Raw genomic sequence first — 18,209 nt, 5'->3', positions numbered from 1 at the left:
CGCCTGCGGCTCAGACAACGTCTGTTTCTGATCCATTTTCTGTAATGCACAAAATGCTGCGTCCCCAGCGGATGAAGGTCAAAATCAACTGCAACGTCGCTTGTGGATTGCTGGAATTGCGATGTCCGAAAACGGCTAGACGGGGGCTTGGGCTGCGGGTATAACGTCGTCATGACTATTCCATTATCTGAAGCTTCCGATTCGGCTTCTCCGGTGTCCTTGCTGGATCCGGAGCATTGTTATCGTGCGCTGGTGGCGCGTGACAGCCGGTTTGACGGCGTGTTTTTTATTGGCGTGAAGACGACCGGCGTGTATTGCCGGCCGGTGTGTGCGGTGAAGACGGCGCGGGCTTCTTCCTGCACTTATTATTCCAGCGCGGCGGCAGCGGAAGCGGCGGGGTTTCGGCCTTGCCTGCGGTGCCGGCCTGAGCTGGCGCCTTATGCCTTGCAGCAGAACCTGGCGCATGCAGTGTGGCAGCGGATCACGGCGGGTGCGCTGAATGACGGCAATGTGGAGCGGCTGGCGGAGGAGATCGGCTTGTCGTCGCGGCAGTTGCGGCGGGTGTTGCTGCAGCATTTCGGTGTGACGCCGGTGGAGCTGGCGCAGACGCAGCGGCTATTGTTTGCGAAGAAGCTGTTGCAGGAGACCGTGCTGCCCATGACAGACGTGGCTTACGCGGCGGGGTTCGGTAGCGTGCGGCGTTTCAACGCCTTGTTTGCCGAGCGCTACAAGATGGCGCCGGGCTCAATACGGCGCGCTTCGGTGGCCGATAGCGAAGGTATCATCCTGCGGCTGGCTTACCGGCCGCCGTATGCATGGAACGAGGTGCTGAACTATCTGGCGGCGCGGGCCATGCCGGGGCTGGAGGCGGTGTTGGCCGGAAAATCGGCGCGCTCTTATGTGCGCAGCGTCGTGATAGGCGGCCGCGAGGGCTGGCTGCAGGTCAGGCATGTGCCGGAGCGTTTTCAGCTGAGCCTGCAGGTGGCGCCTGCACTGGCTCCGGTGCTGATGCCGCTGCTGGCCAGGGTGCGCGGCCTGTTCGACCTGGATGCCAATCCCACAGTGATGGAATCCTATCTGCAAACCGACGAACTGCTCGCGGCGCAGATACGGCGCACGCCGGGGTTGCGGGTGCCGGGTGCGTTTGATGCGTTTGAACTGGCGATACGGGCAATCCTGGGCCAGCAGGTCAGCGTCGCCGGTGCGTCCACGGTGGCCGGCAGGCTGGTGCGGCGTTTCGGGGCTGCCATAGAGACACCGTTCGCGGAGGTCAGCCACCATTTTCCCACGCCGGAGCTGCTGGCGCAGACTGCTGCGGAAGATATCGCGCAGATAGGGCTGACGAAAACGCGCGCGGCCACCATCCGCAACCTGGCGCAGTTTGCCGCCACAGGCGGCTTGCAGATGCCGGCCGGTATTTCGCTTGAAGACGCGGTGGCGCGGCTGAAAACGGTGGCAGGCGTCGGCGAATGGACGGCGCAATACATCGCACTGCGCGCCTTGCGTTTTGCGGATGCGTTTCCGGCGGGCGACCTGGCGTTGCAAAAAGCGGCCGCTGTCGCCCCGGAAACGCGGATGACGGAAAAGCAATTGCTGTCGCGCGCGCACCCTTGGTCGCCGTGGCGGTCCTACGCGGCGCTGCTGTTATGGCAGTCGCTGTCCAGCAAGGCAAGCAACCCTGATACAGAGTAGACGAAGCGAGGAGTATATGTTTTATACTAACTATGACAGCCCGGTGGGCAAGCTGCTGCTGGCGGCAACCGAACGCGGCCTGGCCGGCGTGTATTTTGAAAACCACCGGCACTTCAAGGGCAGCGATGGCTGGGTGCGGGATGACGGCAATGCGATATTGGCGGATGTGAAGCAGCAGCTGCAAGAATACTTTGCTGGCAGCCGCCGGCGATTCGAACTGCCGCTGGATATCTCCTCCGGCACGCCTTTCCAGCAGCAGGTGTGGCAGGCGCTGCTGGACATTCCGTTCGGCGCCACTGCCAGCTACGGCGAACTGGCGCGGCGCATTGGCAAGCCGGCGGCGGTGCGGGCCGTGGGTGCTGCCAACGGGCGCAATCCGGTATCCATTATTGTGCCCTGCCACCGCGTGATTGCCGGGTCGGGCGCGTTGACAGGGTATGCGGGTGGTCTGGTGAACAAGCAGGCCTTGCTGGAGTTGGAAGCGGGTGATCGGCTGATATAAATGAAAATTAAGAAAAACTTGCGTTAAAATCCGGTTAATTTCCCTAAAGAATGTAAATATGATCATTTATGCTGCAATGCACAAAAAGTGCTTGACGCAGATTCCGAACGGAGTAAAATAGAATTTGTTGCGGTGCACCATAAATGATTCACAGATGGACGTCGCTGCTTATTTATCTCTTTTAACTCTAAGGAAATACCATGTACACGACTCCAGAACAATTTATCGCCGCCACTAAAGCCAACCTGGAAAACCAGTTTGCATCCCTGACAGCCCTGAACAAAAAAGCATTCGAAGGCCTGGAACAGATCTTCGCACTGAATGTCAGCGCTGCCAAAGCCACTATCGAAGAATCCACGGCAACTGCCAAGCAATTGATCGGCGCTAAAGACCCACAAGAATTCCTGGCGCTGACCGCAGCCCAAGCCAAGCCAAGCGCTGAAAAAGCACTGGCCTATGGTCGCCACCTGGCAAGCATCACTACGACGACCCAGGCTGAATTCACAAAAGCAGTGGAAGCCCACATTGCTGAAACAAACAGCAAAGTTGTTGCGCTGATCGACGAAGTGACCAAAAACGCGCCAGCCGGTTCCGAACAGGCTGTGACAGCACTGAAATCTGTCATCGGCAATATCAACGCCGGTTACGAACAACTGAGCAAAACCAGCAAACAGGCTATCCAGACTCTGGAAGAAAACCTGGCAAATGCCACGCAGCAGTTCACACAAGCTGCTGAAAAAACAACGACACGCGCCAAGAAATAATCACGGAGCAGTGTACGCGCCGTAGTTCAGGCAAAAAATAAAGGATGGACCGCAAATGCGGTCCATTTTTTTTGCGTCGGGTTTTCTGTCTACGGCAGCAGCGTTCCGCGCCGCGAGTATAATCATGGAAGAAATTATGAAAATGACAGCAGGCAAGATTCACTGCAAGACTCATGTTTATATTGCCCGCATCGTTAGCCAATGACACCGACTCAGCCCGACTGAGCACCTAACCAGGAGAACCACTATGCAAGACGTAGTCATCGTTGCCGCTGGCCGTACAGCGGTAGGTAAATTTGGCGGCTCGCTCGCAAAAGTCGCCGCGTCCGACCTGGGCGCGCATGTGATCAAGGCCCTGCTGGCCAAGTCCGGCCTGAGCGGCGACCAGATCAATGAAGTAATCCTGGGCCAGGTGCTGACGGCGGGTGTAGGGCAGAATGCCGCGCGCCAGGCGTCGATACGCGCGGGTCTGCCGAACATGGTGCCCGCCTTCACGATCAACAAGGTCTGCGGCAGCGGCCTGAAAGCCACGCACCTGGCAAGCCAGTCCATACGCTGCGGCGATGCCGACATCATCATTGCCGGTGGCCAGGAAAATATGAGCGCATCGCCGCATGTGCTGAACGGTTCGCGCGAAGGCTTCCGCATGGGCGACACCAAGCTGGTGGACACAATGATCGTGGACGGATTGTGGGATGCATTCAACCAGTACCACATGGGCACCACTGCAGAAAACGTCGCCAAGAAATACGATGTGTCGCGCCAGGAGCAGGATGAGTTTGCGCTGGGTTCGCAGAACAAGGCCGAAGCCGCGCAAAAAGCCGGCAAGTTCAAGGATGAAATCATCCCGCTGGAAATTCCGCAAAAGAAGGGCACTGTCGTTTTCGATAGCGACGAATTCATCAAGCACGGCACCACGCTGGAATCGCTGTCGGCGCTACGTCCTGCATTTGCCAAGGACGGCACTGTCACCGCCGGTAACGCTTCCGGCCTGAATGACGGCGCCGCGGCTGTCATCATGATGTCGGCCCGCAAAGCCGAGGAACTGGGGCTGAAGCCGCTGGTCAGGATCAAGGCCTATTCGTCTGCCGGTGTTGACCCCAGCATCATGGGCATGGGACCCGTACCCGCTGCCCAGCTGTGCCTGCGTAAAGCCGGCTGGAACCACCAGGACCTGGACCTGATGGAGATCAATGAAGCTTTCGCCGCTCAGGCGATAGGCGTCAACAAGGAAATGGGCTGGGATACCAGCAAGATCAACGTCAATGGCGGCGCCATCGCGATTGGTCACCCTATCGGCGCATCCGGCTGCCGCATCCTGGTGACATTGATCCATGAAATGATACGCCGCGACGCCAAGCGCGGCCTGGCCAGCCTGTGCATAGGCGGCGGCATGGGTGTGGCGCTGGCGATAGAGCGCTAGCTCCCGCCGTCTGCTGGTTCGACGAAAAATCCTGGCGGAATGGCCGGGATTTTTTTTTGCGCTGGCTTTTATTTTGGTCCGGCAAGAATGTTGTGGACAGGGAAACAGCGCAAAAATATACTTCTTGCCATCATCTGACTAACCTGAATACCTGGCGCGCTTTGCGCTATCCAGCCGCCCACTTTTGACCTGGCAACTACACTATGTCCCGTTCACGCAAACTGATCGCCCCCATCGTCCTCGGAAGTACGCTGGCTGCAGGCAGCCCCGTTTTTGCCGCGTCCAGCAACGAGCCGGCAGGCAGCCCCGCTGTCAGCGGCTACCAGTTGCCGGTGCCGGAATTGCAGGCGCTGGTGGATGCGCCGCGCGCGCCGCAGTTCCGCCTGGGGCCCTTGCGTAAAGTCGCTTTACTGGTCAGCCAGCCTGGCTTGCCCGGCATTGCCGAAGTGGCGCAGCCGGAACTGAAACTGGCGGGTTTGCGCATCAACCCGCGGGTGCGCGCCTCCAGCCATTTCGACTTCGGCGACGGCATGAGCCTGCTGGACATTGCCAGCGGCAAGAGCCGCGCGGTCAGCGGCCTGCCGGCGAATCCGCGAATTGATAATGTCGCCTGGTCCGCCGACGAGCGCTGGGTTGCCTTCAGCCGCCGGGCCGATGACGGCGTGGAGTTATGGCTGCTGGATGTGGAAAAAGCAGTGGCGAAAAGGCTGATCAAGGAAAGGCTGAATGGGACGGTCAGCGCCGGCTTCAGCTGGCTGAGCGGCTCGCATGGCCTGCTCGTCAAGCTGACGCCTGCCAAGCAGCCTGCAATGCCGGTCGTATCAATCGTGCCGGCCGGCCCCAACATGCAGGAAACCAAAGGCGGCAAACTGACGCAGACCCGCACCTACCAGGACATGCTGAAGACCGCCGCCGATGCCGACATGCTGGACTGGCAGCTGCAAAGCCAGCTCGCTATCGTCAGCATCGCAGGAGAGGTGCGGCGCATAGGGCCGGTCGCAACGCTGATCGGCGTACAGGCATCGCCGGACGGCAAACTGATCCTGACAACGCAGATGCATCGCCCGTATTCCACGATACTGCCGGCACACCGCTTTCCGCAATTGGTGGAGGTGTGGGACATGCAGGGCCGCAAGCTGAAAACTATCGCAGAACGGCCGATGCAGGAGCGTCTGCCCGCCGGCAATGATGCGGTAGAGACCGGGCCGCGCGAATTCGGCTGGCGCAGCGACCAGCCAGCCACACTGTATTGGGCGGAAGCCCAGGCCGGCGGCGATCCCGAAGTGGACGCACCGGTGCATGACATGCTGTTCCAGCAGGCTGCGCCGTTCGATTCCGCGCCGCACAAGCTGCTGGATTTGGCCTGGCGCTATTCCAGCGTGCTGTGGGGGAATGACGGGCTGGCGCTGGTGACGGAAAGCTGGTGGAAGAGCCGCGATACCCGCACCTGGCGCATACGGCCAGGCCATGCTGACAGCAAGCCGGACCTGCTGTTTGCCCGCAAATCAGAAGACCAGTACGCCAATCCCGGTACGCCGTCTTTAAGCCTGAATGCCTATGGCCGCGCCGTGCTGCGTACCGCAGCCGACGGCAAGTCGCTGTTCTTTTCCGGCGCCGGCGCCAGCCCGGAAGGCGACCGCCCTTTTCTGGACCGTATGGATCTGGACAGCAAGCAGGCCACCCGTCTGTGGCGCTCGCAGGCGCCTTATTACGAGCAGGTTGCCGCGCTACTGGACGACAGCGGAACCAGCTTCATCACCGGCCGCGAATCGACGACGGAACCGACCAATTTCTATGTGCATACTCTCGGCAAGGACGAGCCGCGCGCGTTGACGCATTTTGCCGATCCGACGCCGCAGTTCAAGGGCGTGCAAAAACAGCTGATCCGCTACAAACGCGCGGACGGCCTGGACCTGACGGCGACGCTCTATCTGCCGCCCGGCTACGATCCGAAACGCGACGGCCCGCGGCCCATGCTGATGTGGGCCTATCCGCGCGAGTTCAAGACCGCCGGCGCGGCCGGCCAGGTCAAGGATTCGCCGTACAAGTTCAACCGCATCAGCTACTGGGGGCCGCATGTGATGCTGGCGCGCGGCTATACAGTGCTGGACGGTCCGGCAATGCCCATCATCGGCGAAGGCAAACAGGAGCCTAACGACACTTACCTGGAGCAACTGAAGATGGATGCGCAGGCGGCCGTGGATGAAGTGGTGCGCCTGGGCGTGGCCGACCGCCACCGCATTGCGATCGGCGGCCACAGCTACGGCGCCTTCATGACCGCCAACCTGCTGGCGCACACGCGGCTGTTCCGTGCCGGCATCGCGCGCTCCGGCGCTTACAACCGCACGCTGACGCCGTTCGGCTTCCAGTCTGAAGAACGCAATTTCTGGGAAGCGGCGGACGTGTACCAGGCGATGTCGCCGTTTAATTTTGCGCATCAGATCAAGGACCCGCTGCTCTTGATCCATGGCGAGCAGGACAGCAATTCCGGTACCTTCCCTATCCAGAGCGAGCGTATGTACCAGGCGCTGCAAGGCCTGGGCGCGGTGACCCGGCTGTCCACCCTGCCCAATGAAAGCCACGCCTACCGCGCGCGCGAATCCATCATGCACATGCTGTGGGAGGAAGACCGCTGGCTGGAACAGTTTGTGAAGAATGCCACACCAGAAACATCAGCCGCAAAATAGGTGCTGCTGCCTGCTCGGGCAACCAAAAAATTCGGACTGACAGCTTGCATTTGGGTCGCCAGGCAGAAATTTTCAATAAATAGTGTCAATTTGTGTCGCGCCTGCAGCGTACGGCGGCGCATGGCATTATTACTTATGTATCATTGAGCAAAAATAGTGCGGTGCAGCTGCCGGACCAGCCACTGACCGGAATGTCATTGTGAATTATTGTCATGCGGAAATAGTGCCGGACATTTTTCCTTTATCATCGCAATGGCAGGCCTTCGGTCTCTAAAGGTATATTTATGTTAAGAGTAGTCATCATGGACGGTAGCGCTGTCGCCCGCAATTTGCTGGGCTCGGTGCTGACCAATGGCGGACACGAAGTGGTCGGCGACAGCAATACCAGCCTGGCCAACCTGGCGCGCCTGGTGAAGCTGAAACCGCAGATCGTCTGCGTAGATATCGGCGAACTGAGCGAAGAAGGGCTGGCGTTGCTGGATGCGATCCGCGCGGCGCTGCCCAAGGTGCTGATGTTCCTGGTATCGAGCAAGATCGATGCGGAAACCATACAGGTCACGCAGGAAAAAGGCGTGCAGGGTTTTATCGTCAAGCCGTTCAATACGGTTGCCGTGCTGGCGACGATACGCAATACCATCCTGAAAATCGCCAAGCAGCAAACCAGGCCTGCCGATGACAATGGCAGCGGAGCCCAGGCCAGCGCCTGAGCTGCAAGTTTGATCCGGACCGGGGCTTATCCCGGTTTTCCGTGATTTGATCCACCGCTGCCGGGTTTCGTCGCATCCTTCCCCTATCCTTGCGGTATGCGCCACAATGGCGGCATTGATAGAGTATCGGGATGCATGATGAGCGCCGCCAACAAACCCAGTGTATTGATCCGACAAGACCAGCTGCTGCCGACCGAAGTGTCGATGCGCAGCAGTACCTGGTTCGACCGTTCTTCCAGTTATCCCATTTTTAGCGCAATTTGGTATCGCTATCGTCTGGTGTCGGCGGCGATCTCGCTGGTGCTGATGGAGCTGATCTTCCTGATGATAGGGTTTGCCTCCCGTGCACAGTGGAGGAATGTCGCCGTGCCCGCGGTGTCTATGGGCTTCGGCCTGGTATTTTTGCTGACTTCGGGGATAGGCCTGGCGGTGCTGGTGCGCAGGCAGGCCTGGCCGGTACGCAAGGAAGCGATAGGCCTGGTCAGCGCATTGCTGACAGGTTTGTTGCTGAGCTGGGGCAGCAGCAATGCCGCCGGCTACCTGACCAAACTGCTGGTGTATGGCGATGCGGCATCGGCCCTGACGATAGAATTGTCAGGCCAGATGCACGAAGTGCCGAAAATAGATCCGGCCGCGGCGCAGAAGGCGGGCAAGAAGCCAGCCCCAGGCAGTGCTGCTTCTATTGCCCCTGCGGTGTCCAAGGCTGCGGCTTCGGATGCCGAAGAAGGCGGGCAGGACGACCACGCCGATGCCAAGGCTATCAATACCTGGATGACGATTGCCACCTGGCTGGGAGTTGCGGCTTTTGTGTTGCGCTTTGGGGGCTGGATGGACTTGCTGGTTTTTTTTCGCCAGCGCCGCAGGCTGGAAGAAGTATTGCGCCGCCAGGAAATGGACAGGCTGAAGGCTGCACGCAACGAGGCCGAACTGCGCCTGTCGGTACTGGTGGCGCAAGTGGAGCCGCATTTCCTGTTCAATACGCTGGCCGGCGTACGTTCCGCCATCGTCACCGAACCGCAAAGGGCGACGGCCATCGTCGACCATCTGGTTGACTACCTGCGGGCCACGATCCCGCAGATGCGTAGCGACGGCGGCAGCGTGCAGGCCAGGCTGGGGCCGCAGCTGGAGGCGGCGCGTGCCTACCTGGCGCTGATGCAGGCGCGCATCCCGCGGCTGGAATATTCGGTGGACGCCGAGCCTGGCTTGCAAGATGCCGCAATGCCGCCGCTGATCCTGATTTCGCTGGTGGAAAACGCAGTCAAGCACGGCATAGAGCCCAAGATCGGTCCGGCCCGCATAGACGTCAAGGCGCGCCAGGTCAGCCTGGAGGGCGTGGACAGCCTGGAGCTCAGCGTCAGCGACGACGGCGTAGGTTTTGGCGGTACGACGTCCGGCAGCGGGCTCGGCTTGTCCAACATTCGGGAAAGGCTGGAGGCGCTGTACGGCAACCAGGCCAGCTTGACGCTGAAGGCTTTGCCGACAGGCGTCAGCGCCATCATCCTGTTGCCGCTGTCGATATAGGCAGCACGGGCAAGCCCCACATACCAGCCGGACAGCCGGTAAAAATATCACCTCTATTCAGGATGACACTTATCATGCCTACCGCCATCATTGCCGACGACGAAGATCTTCCGCGCGCCGAACTGCGCCGCATGCTGGCCGATGTCTGGCCCGAACTGCAGATACTGGCCGAGTGCGAACACGGCGCCGATGCGCTGGAAGCGATACAGCAGCATGCGCCGGATATCGCCTTCTTGGATATTCGCATGCCGGGGCTGAGCGGACTGGACGTTGCGCATGCGGTCAAGGGGCGCTGCCATGCGGTGTTTACTACGGCCTACGACAACCACGCGCTGGAAGCCTTTGCCGCCGGCGCCCTCGATTACCTGCTCAAGCCGGTGGCGCGGGAGCGGTTGCAGGAAGCCGTCGGTCGCCTGCGCGAGCGTATGTCCGCCAGCCGGGCTGCGCCCGATATCAGCCGTCTGATGAGTGAACTGGACAAGCGCCTGCGCGGCGGCGCAGCTGCGGAGAGAATACGCTGGATCAGCGCCAGTGTCGGCGATACGATCAAGATGTTCCCAATAGAGAAAATCCTGTTTTTTGCGTCGGATGAAAAATATACGCGTGTCGTCAGCACCGACGATGAGGCGCATGTGCGCAAGCCGTTGCGGGAATTGATCGATGGACTGGACCCGGACATGTTCTGGCAAATCCACCGCAGCGTGGTGGTGCGCGCCGATGCGATCACGAAGGCGCATCGGGACGAGCTGGGTAAGGTGACCGTGGAACTGCGCGGTTGCAATGAAAAACTGAAGGTAAGCCAGGCCTATGCCTGGCGCTTCCGTCCGATGTGAGCTTGCCGGCTGCATTCGCCAGCTATCGCCAGCTTAACGCTTGGCTACATGGATTGCAGCTTGCCTGCCGCTGCGTCGAACAGGTAATTGCGCTCGAATTCGTCCGGCGTCAATGCCGGCGAATACAGGAAGCCTTGCAGTTCATTGCAGCCAAGTTCTTGCAGGAAAGCGCGTTGTTCTTCTGTTTCCACCCCTTCCGCGATGACCTTCAGTTTCAGCGCATGCGCCAGACTGACGATGGCGGTGACAATGGCGACGTCGCTTTCATCGGCCGGCAGGTGCTGCACGAAAGAACGGTCTATCTTCAGCTTGCTGATCGGGAAGCGCTTCAGGTAGCTAAGGCTGGAATAACCGGTGCCGAAATCGTCAATCGCCAGGTTGACACCCAGCTGCGCCAGTGATTCCAGCACCCGCAAAGCTTCGTCCGCGTCCCTGATAAGGATGGATTCGGTCAGTTCCAGTTCTATGCGGTCTGGCGCCAGGCCGGCTTCCTGCAGCGCGGCGGCCAGGTTTTGCACAAAATCGGATTGCTGAAACTGCAGCGCGGAGACATTGATTGATACCCGCAGCACCTGCCTGCCCTGGTTCCATTTCGCCGCCTGGCGGATCGCCGTGGCCATGACCCAGTTGCCGATGGCGACGATAACGCCGGTTTCCTCGGCAATGGGGATGAACTGCGTCGGGCTGATCTCGCCCAGGTCCTTGTCGTTCCAGCGCAGCAGCGCTTCGGCGCCGAATACCTGGCCGCTGGCCAGGTCCACCAGCGGCTGGTAATGCAGGCGGAAACCGTCATGCTCCAGCGCCTGCCGCATTGCGTGGTCCAGCTTCATGCGCGACAGCAGGCCGATGTTCATCTGGCGCTGATAGAAGCGGAAATCGGAGCGGCCGCGTTCCTTCACGTGATACATCGCGCTGTCGGCATTCTTGATCAGGTCATCCATCGTCATGCCGTCAGCTGGATACAGCGCCACGCCTATGCTGCAGGTGACAGTAAAGCTCATGCCGTCCAGCGAGAACGGCACATTCAATTCTTCCAGCACCCGCCTGGCGCAAATTTCGGCGCCGGCAGCATCTGCCTGGTGCAGCAGCAGCACGAACTCGTCGCCGCCCAGCCGCGATGCGGTATCAACCTGGCGTATGCATTTTTTCAGGCGCTCGGTAACCTCGATCAGCACCCTGTCGCCGAAAGGATGGCCAAGCGAATCGTTGATCTGCTTGAAATGGTCGAGATCGATGAACAGCAGCGCAAACGTGCTGTTGCCGCGGCTGGCGACGCTGATGGATTGCTTGATCCTTTCGGCCAGCAGCAGCCGGTTCGGCAGGCCGGTCAGCGTGTCGGAAAAAGCCAGTTCCTCGATTTTCTGCTTGGCGGTGTGCGTCTCTGTCCTGTCCTTGAAGAAGCCGATGTAGTGCATGGTCTTGCCGTCTTCATCCTGCACCCGCACCAGCGAGATCATGCACAGGTAGGCATGGCCGTTCTTGCGGCGGTTCCACAGCTCGCCTTCCCAGAAACCCTTTATTTCCAGTTCTTCGAGCAAGGTCTCAACCTGGTTGTCGTTACTTTGCTCGGAAAAGAAATCGCGCGGCGTCTGGCCTATCATTTCCTGTTCGTTATAGCTGGTCAGGCGCTCGAAGCTGGGGTTGGTGGTGATGATCTTCTGTTCGCCGTCGGTGATGAAGATGGCATCGGTGCTGGATTCGAACACCTTGGCCGCCAGCTGCAGGCGGGCCTCGTCGGCCAGCCGCTGCGTGATGTCGCGATAGGAGTACACGCGGCCTATCGGACGCCCGCGCGCATACTGCGGCAGCGTCACGCGTTCCAGAATTTTGCCTGAGCGCAGCACCAGCACATCGGTGGCTTCCATCAGCGGCGAACGGGCGATCGTACCCAGGCGCTCCATATAATGGCCGGCATCCACCATGCACTTGTCCATCCACGAATAGATGGCGGCGTCGTCGCGCTGCGTCAGCAGGTCTTCGGGCAAGCCCCACAGTTTGGCGAACAGGTGGTTATAGCTGCGGATGGCACCGTCCAGGTCGGTCACGAGAATGCCGTCGGCGGTGGATTCCAGCGTTGCGCGCAGTTCGGCGATCAGCTTTTCCAGTTCGTTTTCCACCTGGCGCTGGCTGGTATGGTCGCGTATCGCAACGACGTAGACTGAATTGTCCAGCCCTACACGGACCAGCGATACGCGGCGTTCCACCTGTATCGTGCTGCCATCCTGGCGCTGCAGCAGGGTCTCGGAAAAAATATTGTCGGACAGGCCGGCAGCCACATCTTCCCAGAAGAACACGTCTTCCGGCGCCGCCGCCAGTTCGACCACCGCGGTGCCCATCAGCGAATCCGGCGGCAGCCGCAGCAGTGTATGCGCGGAACGGTTGGCGCCGAGTATGCGCAGCTGTATGGGGTCGACCAGCAGCACTGCTTCCAGCATGCCTTCTATCAGGGGCTGCCAGCGATGCGGTTTCATGGCGTGTCCCCGGATGGCGCCAGTTCACGGCTACGCTCAAAGAAATAGCACAGGCGCTTGCGCGGCGACAGGTAGTCATACGCCGCCTTGGGCAGCTGTATCGGTTTCAGGCTGCGGTGGATGCCGAGGTCGGCCTCGTTTTCCAGGTTGATGACCAGCGCATCGTCGCGCGGGATGTCAGGGTTATGGATCAAAACGCGCGGCTTGATCGGCCGCACCGAGTTGACCGACACGACCATCGCGTATCTTTCGTCTGTCAGCTGCACCACCGAACCCGGCGGGTAAATGCCCATCATGCGGATAAAGGCGGTCAGTGTGGGCAAGTGGAACTGGGATTTGAATTGTGTGAATATCTGCGACAGCGCCTCGTGCGGCGTGATAGCCGACGCGGGATTGCCGGGATTGCACAGATTGTCGTAGCGGTTGACCAGCGCGACGATCTTGCTGAGGGCAGACATTTTCTCGGCCCGGATCTGGCTCGGGTAGCCGCTGCCGTCTACATGTTCATGGTGCTGGCCGATCAGCAGCATTGCGTGCGCCGATAAACCCATCTTGCGGCCCAGCGTGACGCCATGCGCCACGTGAGCCTGGTACAGCTGGCGCTCGGCAAAGCTGAAGTGTTCGTCCAGCCAGCGTAGCCGGTCGGGCAATTCCATCTTGCCTATATCGTGCAGCAGCCCGCCCACGCCCAGTTCCAGCATTTCGGCTTTGCTGAGTTGCATCGCCTTGCCCAGCAACAGCGAGATGACGGTGACGTTGATGGAGTGCAGTGAGGTTTTTTCGCCCGCTTTTTCGGACAGCAGCCGTATGGCGGCTTCATCTTCGGTCAGGATTTCCTGCAAAAAGGACTGGATCAGGTTTTCCGCATGCTCGCGCGCTACCTGCGGTTGCGCGTGCACCGATTCCGTCACCATCTTGAAAGTCTGCGTGGCATTGCTGAACTGCTTTTCGCACGCCATCAGGCTGGCCTGCTGGCTTGCCAGCAGCTCACGCCGTTTGCGCGATTCTACGGCTTTGGGCGATTCTACTTCCGTCAGCACCGGCGGAGAGGCCGGCGTGCCTGCGCTAGCGGCGGCTTGTTCCGCCGCATCCGCTTGCGATTCCGGCGTGCTTTTTTCGGGGGAGTAGCGGATGCGCTCCAGGCCCAGCGAGCGTATGGTGGAGATTTGTTCGGGGCTGGTGATGGAAAAACTATTGACCGGAAAAGGGTGCTCCATCCAGCCTATATCGAGGTAAACAAACATCCCTACCCGAAGCTGGGACAGATCAACAAATTGTGGATAGCTATCAGTCATGGGGCCAATTTTTTGCCTGCTTTCGTGAAGCCGCGTGCCGACGTTTTACATACGTCCATATAGGCTTGCATTATTAGCATGCTAAATAGGAAAAATCCATCAATTTTGAAATTTGCTTACTTCGGACGTCAAATCCACGCCGCTCAACATAAAAAAGCAGGCCGTTTTTCCGTTTTTCACGAAAAATGGCCTGCTGGCTATTTTAATTGATAATAAGTGGCTGCCCGCCCAGACTTGTAAAGGATTGTTACACGGCAACCTGTTTACAGGTTGGGCGCTAGCCAGCGCTCCACATCTTCCTTGTTGACGCCGCGGCGTTGCGCCATGTCGCTGACCTGGTCGCCGCCTATCTTGCCGACGCTGAAGTACTTGGACGCAGGGTGGGCGAAATAGAAGCCGGATACCGCCGCGCCGGGGATCATCGCGAATGATTCGGTGATGTGCATATCGATTTCTTCACATTGCATGACCCGGAACATATCGGCCTTGACCGTATGTTCGGGGCAGGCCGGATAGCCGGGCGCCGGGCGTATGCCGGCGTAAGCTTCCTTGATCAGCGCTTCGTTGCTGAGGTTTTCATCGGTGGCATAACCCCACAAGTCCTTGCGCACCCTTTCATGCAGATGCTCGGCAAAGGCTTCGGCCAGCCTGTCGGCCAGTGACTTCAGCATGATGCTGCTGTAGTCGTCATGCGCGTCTTCGAAGCGCTTTTCGTATTTTTCTATGCCCAGGCCGGCGGTGACGGCGAACATGCCTATGTAGTCGGCCACGCCGGAAGACTTCGGCGCGATGAAATCCGACAGGCACTGGTTGGGCCGCGCGACGCCGTCGATGACCGGCTTTTCGGTTTGCTGGCGGGTGCCGTAGTAGGTAAACGCAACCTTGCTGCGGGTATCGTCCGTGTAGATTTCGATATCGTCGTCGTTGACGCTATTGGCCGGTAGCAGGGAAATGACACCGTTGGCGGTGAGCCAGCGGCCTTCTATGATCTTCTTCAGCATGGCCTGGCCTTCGGCGAAGACCTTGCTGGCGGCATCGCCGACGACCTCATCGGTGAGGATGGCGGGGTAAGGGCCTGCCAGATCCCAGGTCTGGAAGAACGGACCCCAGTCTATATACTGCGCGATGCCAGCCAGGTCGTAATTCTTGAAGATGCGGCGGCCGATGAACTTGGGCTTGACCGGGGCGAACTCCAGTCTTGCCTTGTTGGCACGCGCCGCCGCCAGGCTCAGCATCGGTATCGCCTTCTTGTTGGCATGCTGCACGCGGATGCGTTCATAGTCGATGGCCAGTTCTTCCACGTACTGCTCGCGCTGGTCCACGGTCAGCAGTGATTGCGCGACCGATACCGAGCGCGACGCATCTGGCACATAGACGACGGGGCCTTCATAGTTGGGCGCGATCTTGACCGCGGTGTGCGCGCGGCTGGTGGTGGCGCCGCCTATCAGCAGCGGGATCTTGAGCATGCGGAAGTGTGGATCGCGCTGCATTTCCTTGGCGACGTAAGCCATTTCTTCCAGCGAAGGCGTGATCAGGCCCGACAGGCCGATGATGTCCGCATTTTCCGCCTTGGCCTTGGCCAGGATTTCCGAGCAGGGCACCATCACGCCCATATTGACGACTTCAAAGTTATTACATTGCAGGACAACGGTGACGATGTTCTTGCCGATGTCGTGCACGTCGCCCTTGACGGTGGCGATGACGATCTTGCCCTTGGGCTTGTTGTCGCCGCTGCGCTTTTTCTCTTCTTCTATGTACGGCACCAGATGGGCCACCGCCTGTTTCATCACGCGGGCCGACTTGACCACCTGCGGCAGGAACATCTTGCCCTGGCCGAACAGGTCGCCGACGATGTTCATGCCCGCCATCAGCGGGCCTTCGATGACCTGGATGGGACGGCCGCCGTTGTCCATGATGGCAGCGCGCGCTTCTTCGGTGTCTTCGACGATCCATTGGGTGATGCCGTGCACCATCGCATGCGACAGGCGTTTTTCTACCGGTTCGCTGCGCCATTCCAGCGTGGCTTCTTCTTTTTTGCCGCCGGCCTTGAGCGTGGCGGCGAATTCGATCATGCGTTCCGTTGCGTCGTCACGGCGGTTCAGCACGACGTCTTCGACGCGCTCGCGCAGTTCCGGCGCCAGTTCGCTGTAGACGCCGACCATGCCTGCGTTGACGATGCCCATGGTCATGCCGGCCTGGATTGCGTGGTACAGGAATACGGTATGGATCGCTTCGCGCGCGGGATCGTTGCCGCGGAAGCTGAAGCTGACGTTGGACACGCCGCCGCTGATCTTTGCGCCCGGCAGGTTCTCATGTATCCAGCGGGTCGCATTGATGAAATCGACCGCGTAGTTGTTGTGTTCTTCGATGCCGGTGGCGATGGCAAAGATGTTTGGGTCAAAGATGATGTCTTCCGGGTCGAAATCCAGTTCCTTGATCAGCAGGTCGTACGCGCGCTTACAGATTTCCACCTTGCGCTCGTAGGTATCTGCCTGGCCCTTTTCATCGAAGGCCATGACGATTATCGCGGCGCCGTAGCGTTTGCATAGTGTCGCCTGGCGCAGGAATTCGGTTTCGCCTTCCTTCATCGAGATCGAATTGACGATGGCCTTGCCCTGCACGCATTTGAGGCCCGCTTCGATGACGCTCCATTTGGACGAGTCGATCATGATGGGAACGCGGGCGATATCCGGCTCGGAGGCGATCAGGTTCAGGAAGCGCGTCATCGCTGCCAGCGAATCCAGCATTGCCTCATCCATATTGATGTCGATCACCTGGGCGCCGTTTTCCACCTGCTGGCGGGCGACGGCGAGCGCTTCATCGTACTGTTCGTTCAGGATCAGGCGGGCAAAGGCTTTGGAGCCGGTGACGTTGGTGCGTTCGCCGACGTTGACGAACAGCGAATTGTGGTCAACGACAAACGGCTCCAGGCCCGACAGCTTCATGCTGGACGGCACTTCAGGCACCAGGCGTGGTGTGATGGGCCGTAGCAGGTCGGCAATCGCCTTGATATGTGCAGGCGTGGTGCCGCAGCAGCCGCCGGCGATATTGATGAAACCGCTTTCGGCAAATTCTTTCAGCAGCGACGAGGTATCGGCCGGCAATTCATCAAAGCCGGTGTCGCTCATCGGGTTGGGCAGACCGGCATTCGGATAGATGCAGACGAAGGTATCGGCGATCTTGGACAGTTCTTCCGCATACGGGCGCATCAGCGTCGCACCCAGCGCGCAGTTCAGGCCTATTGTCAGCGGGCGGGCATGGCGCACGGAGTTCCAGAAGGCCGGTACGGTCTGGCCGGACAGGATGCGGCCGGACGCGTCGGTCACGGTGCCGGAGATCATGATGGGCAGGCGCTTGCCGGTCTCTTCAAAATAGGTATCGATGGCGAATAGCGCGGCTTTGCAGTTCAGCGTATCGAAGATGGTTTCCACCAGCAGCACGTCGGCGCCGCCGTCCACCAGCCCTCGCGTTTGCTGCAGGTAGGCGGCAACCAGCTGGTCGAAGCTGACATTGCGCGCGGCAGGGTCATTGACGTCTGGCGAAATCGACGCCGTCTTGGGCGTAGGGCCCAGCGCGCCGGCGACGAAGCGCGGTTTGTCGGCACTGCTGTATTTGTCGCAGGCAGCCCGTGCGATTTTTGCGGACTCCAGGTTCATCTCGTAGGCGAGATGCGCCATGTGGTAATCGTCCTGCGCCACTGTGGTCGCGCCGAAGGTATTGGTCTCGATCAGGTCCGCGCCGGCAGCCAGGTATTGCTCATGGATTTCCTGGATGATGTCCGGGCGTGTCAGCGACAGCAGTTCATTATTGCCTTTGACGAACAGCTCCCTGCCGGGGCCGGTAAAGTCCTTGAAGCGCTCGCCGCGATAATCTTCCTCGCTCAGCTTGTACTGCTGGATCATCGTGCCCATCGCGCCGTCCAGGATCAGGATACGGCGCGCCAGCAGGTCGCGCAAATGGGCTTCGGTGGAAATTACGGCGGCAGGTACGTCGGCAAGGCTGTTCATTATTTCGCTCGTCAAACAAAAAACCCGATCGGCTTATGCAGGCGGATCGGGCGATGTCCTTTTAGCTGCATTTATTAAGCGCCCGCAATCTGAGTCTCAAATCGGCGCAACCAGCGGGCTGTTGTTTCCCGCTGGCGTAAATTATACGTCAAATCAAGGGCTTGGGTACGGAGGCCGGCAGGTTTGCCCGGATTTTGGGCGGCATTTTGGTCTGGAATGCAACAAAATAGACGCAGATAAAAGCACAAGCGGATAAAAAAAGGGCACATCACCGTAACGCTGGTAATGTGCCCTAAAGGGAACCGTT

At 59.5% G+C, this 18,209-nt stretch carries 11 protein-coding genes; 8 read left to right on the top strand and 3 right to left on the bottom strand.

The window, feature by feature from the left end:
* Nucleotides 1–171 precede the first annotated feature (171 nt).
* The 8 genes from ACO0LO_RS27975 (at nucleotide 172) to ACO0LO_RS27940 (ending at nucleotide 10,129) form a co-directional block, all read left to right on the top strand.
* Nucleotides 172–1,692 carry an AlkA N-terminal domain-containing protein gene (locus ACO0LO_RS27975; RefSeq protein WP_422969653.1) on the top strand — a complete coding sequence of 507 codons (1,521 nt, stop codon included), beginning with the start codon at nucleotides 172–174 and terminating at the stop codon, nucleotides 1,690–1,692.
* A 16-nt stretch (nucleotides 1,693–1,708) separates the two neighbouring features.
* Complete coding sequence (locus ACO0LO_RS27970; protein WP_422969651.1) at nucleotides 1,709–2,194, top strand: methylated-DNA--[protein]-cysteine S-methyltransferase; 486 nt, start codon at nucleotides 1,709–1,711, stop codon at nucleotides 2,192–2,194.
* A gap of 200 nt (nucleotides 2,195–2,394) precedes the next feature.
* Nucleotides 2,395–2,958, top strand: a complete 564-nt coding sequence (locus tag ACO0LO_RS27965; RefSeq protein WP_422969649.1) for a phasin family protein — start codon at nucleotides 2,395–2,397, stop codon at nucleotides 2,956–2,958.
* Nucleotides 2,959–3,205: 247 nt separating this feature from the next.
* Complete coding sequence (locus ACO0LO_RS27960) at nucleotides 3,206–4,381, top strand: acetyl-CoA C-acetyltransferase (protein WP_422969647.1); 1,176 nt, start codon at nucleotides 3,206–3,208, stop codon at nucleotides 4,379–4,381.
* Between the two features lie 203 nt (nucleotides 4,382–4,584).
* Nucleotides 4,585–7,068 carry a prolyl oligopeptidase family serine peptidase gene (locus ACO0LO_RS27955; RefSeq protein ID WP_422969645.1) on the top strand — a complete coding sequence of 828 codons (2,484 nt, stop codon included), beginning with the start codon at nucleotides 4,585–4,587 and terminating at the stop codon, nucleotides 7,066–7,068.
* A gap of 284 nt (nucleotides 7,069–7,352) precedes the next feature.
* Nucleotides 7,353–7,775 carry a response regulator gene (locus tag ACO0LO_RS27950; protein ID WP_422969643.1) on the top strand — a complete coding sequence of 141 codons (423 nt, stop codon included), beginning with the start codon at nucleotides 7,353–7,355 and terminating at the stop codon, nucleotides 7,773–7,775.
* 135 nt (nucleotides 7,776–7,910) lie between these two features.
* Nucleotides 7,911–9,296 (top strand): sensor histidine kinase, encoded by a 1,386-nt coding sequence (locus ACO0LO_RS27945; protein ID WP_422969641.1) that lies wholly within the window; start codon nucleotides 7,911–7,913, stop codon nucleotides 9,294–9,296.
* 74 nt (nucleotides 9,297–9,370) lie between these two features.
* The gene (locus ACO0LO_RS27940) at nucleotides 9,371–10,129 is read left to right on the top strand and encodes a LytR/AlgR family response regulator transcription factor (protein WP_422969639.1); all 759 of its coding nucleotides are present in this window, start codon (nucleotides 9,371–9,373) and stop codon (nucleotides 10,127–10,129) included.
* 44 nt (nucleotides 10,130–10,173) lie between these two features.
* Here the strand turns inward: ACO0LO_RS27940 and ACO0LO_RS27935 are convergent, their stop codons facing one another.
* The 3 genes from ACO0LO_RS27935 to metH form a co-directional block, all read right to left on the bottom strand.
* Nucleotides 10,174–12,600 (bottom strand): EAL domain-containing protein, encoded by a 2,427-nt coding sequence (locus ACO0LO_RS27935; RefSeq protein ID WP_422969637.1) that lies wholly within the window; start codon nucleotides 12,598–12,600, stop codon nucleotides 10,174–10,176.
* Nucleotides 12,597–13,895, bottom strand: a complete 1,299-nt coding sequence (locus tag ACO0LO_RS27930) for an HD-GYP domain-containing protein (RefSeq protein ID WP_422969635.1) — start codon at nucleotides 13,893–13,895, stop codon at nucleotides 12,597–12,599. Before ACO0LO_RS27930 ends, ACO0LO_RS27935 begins: the two co-directional genes overlap by 4 nt.
* A gap of 263 nt (nucleotides 13,896–14,158) precedes the next feature.
* Nucleotides 14,159–17,902 (bottom strand): methionine synthase, encoded by a 3,744-nt coding sequence (gene metH / locus ACO0LO_RS27925; protein WP_422969633.1) that lies wholly within the window; start codon nucleotides 17,900–17,902, stop codon nucleotides 14,159–14,161.
* Nucleotides 17,903–18,209 lie beyond the last annotated feature (307 nt).

The sequence above is a fragment of the Undibacterium sp. TJN25 genome, assembly GCF_049339885.1.
GTDB lineage: Bacteria > Pseudomonadota > Gammaproteobacteria > Burkholderiales > Burkholderiaceae_D > Undibacterium.
This window is presented reverse-complemented; position numbering and strand designations above follow the sequence as displayed.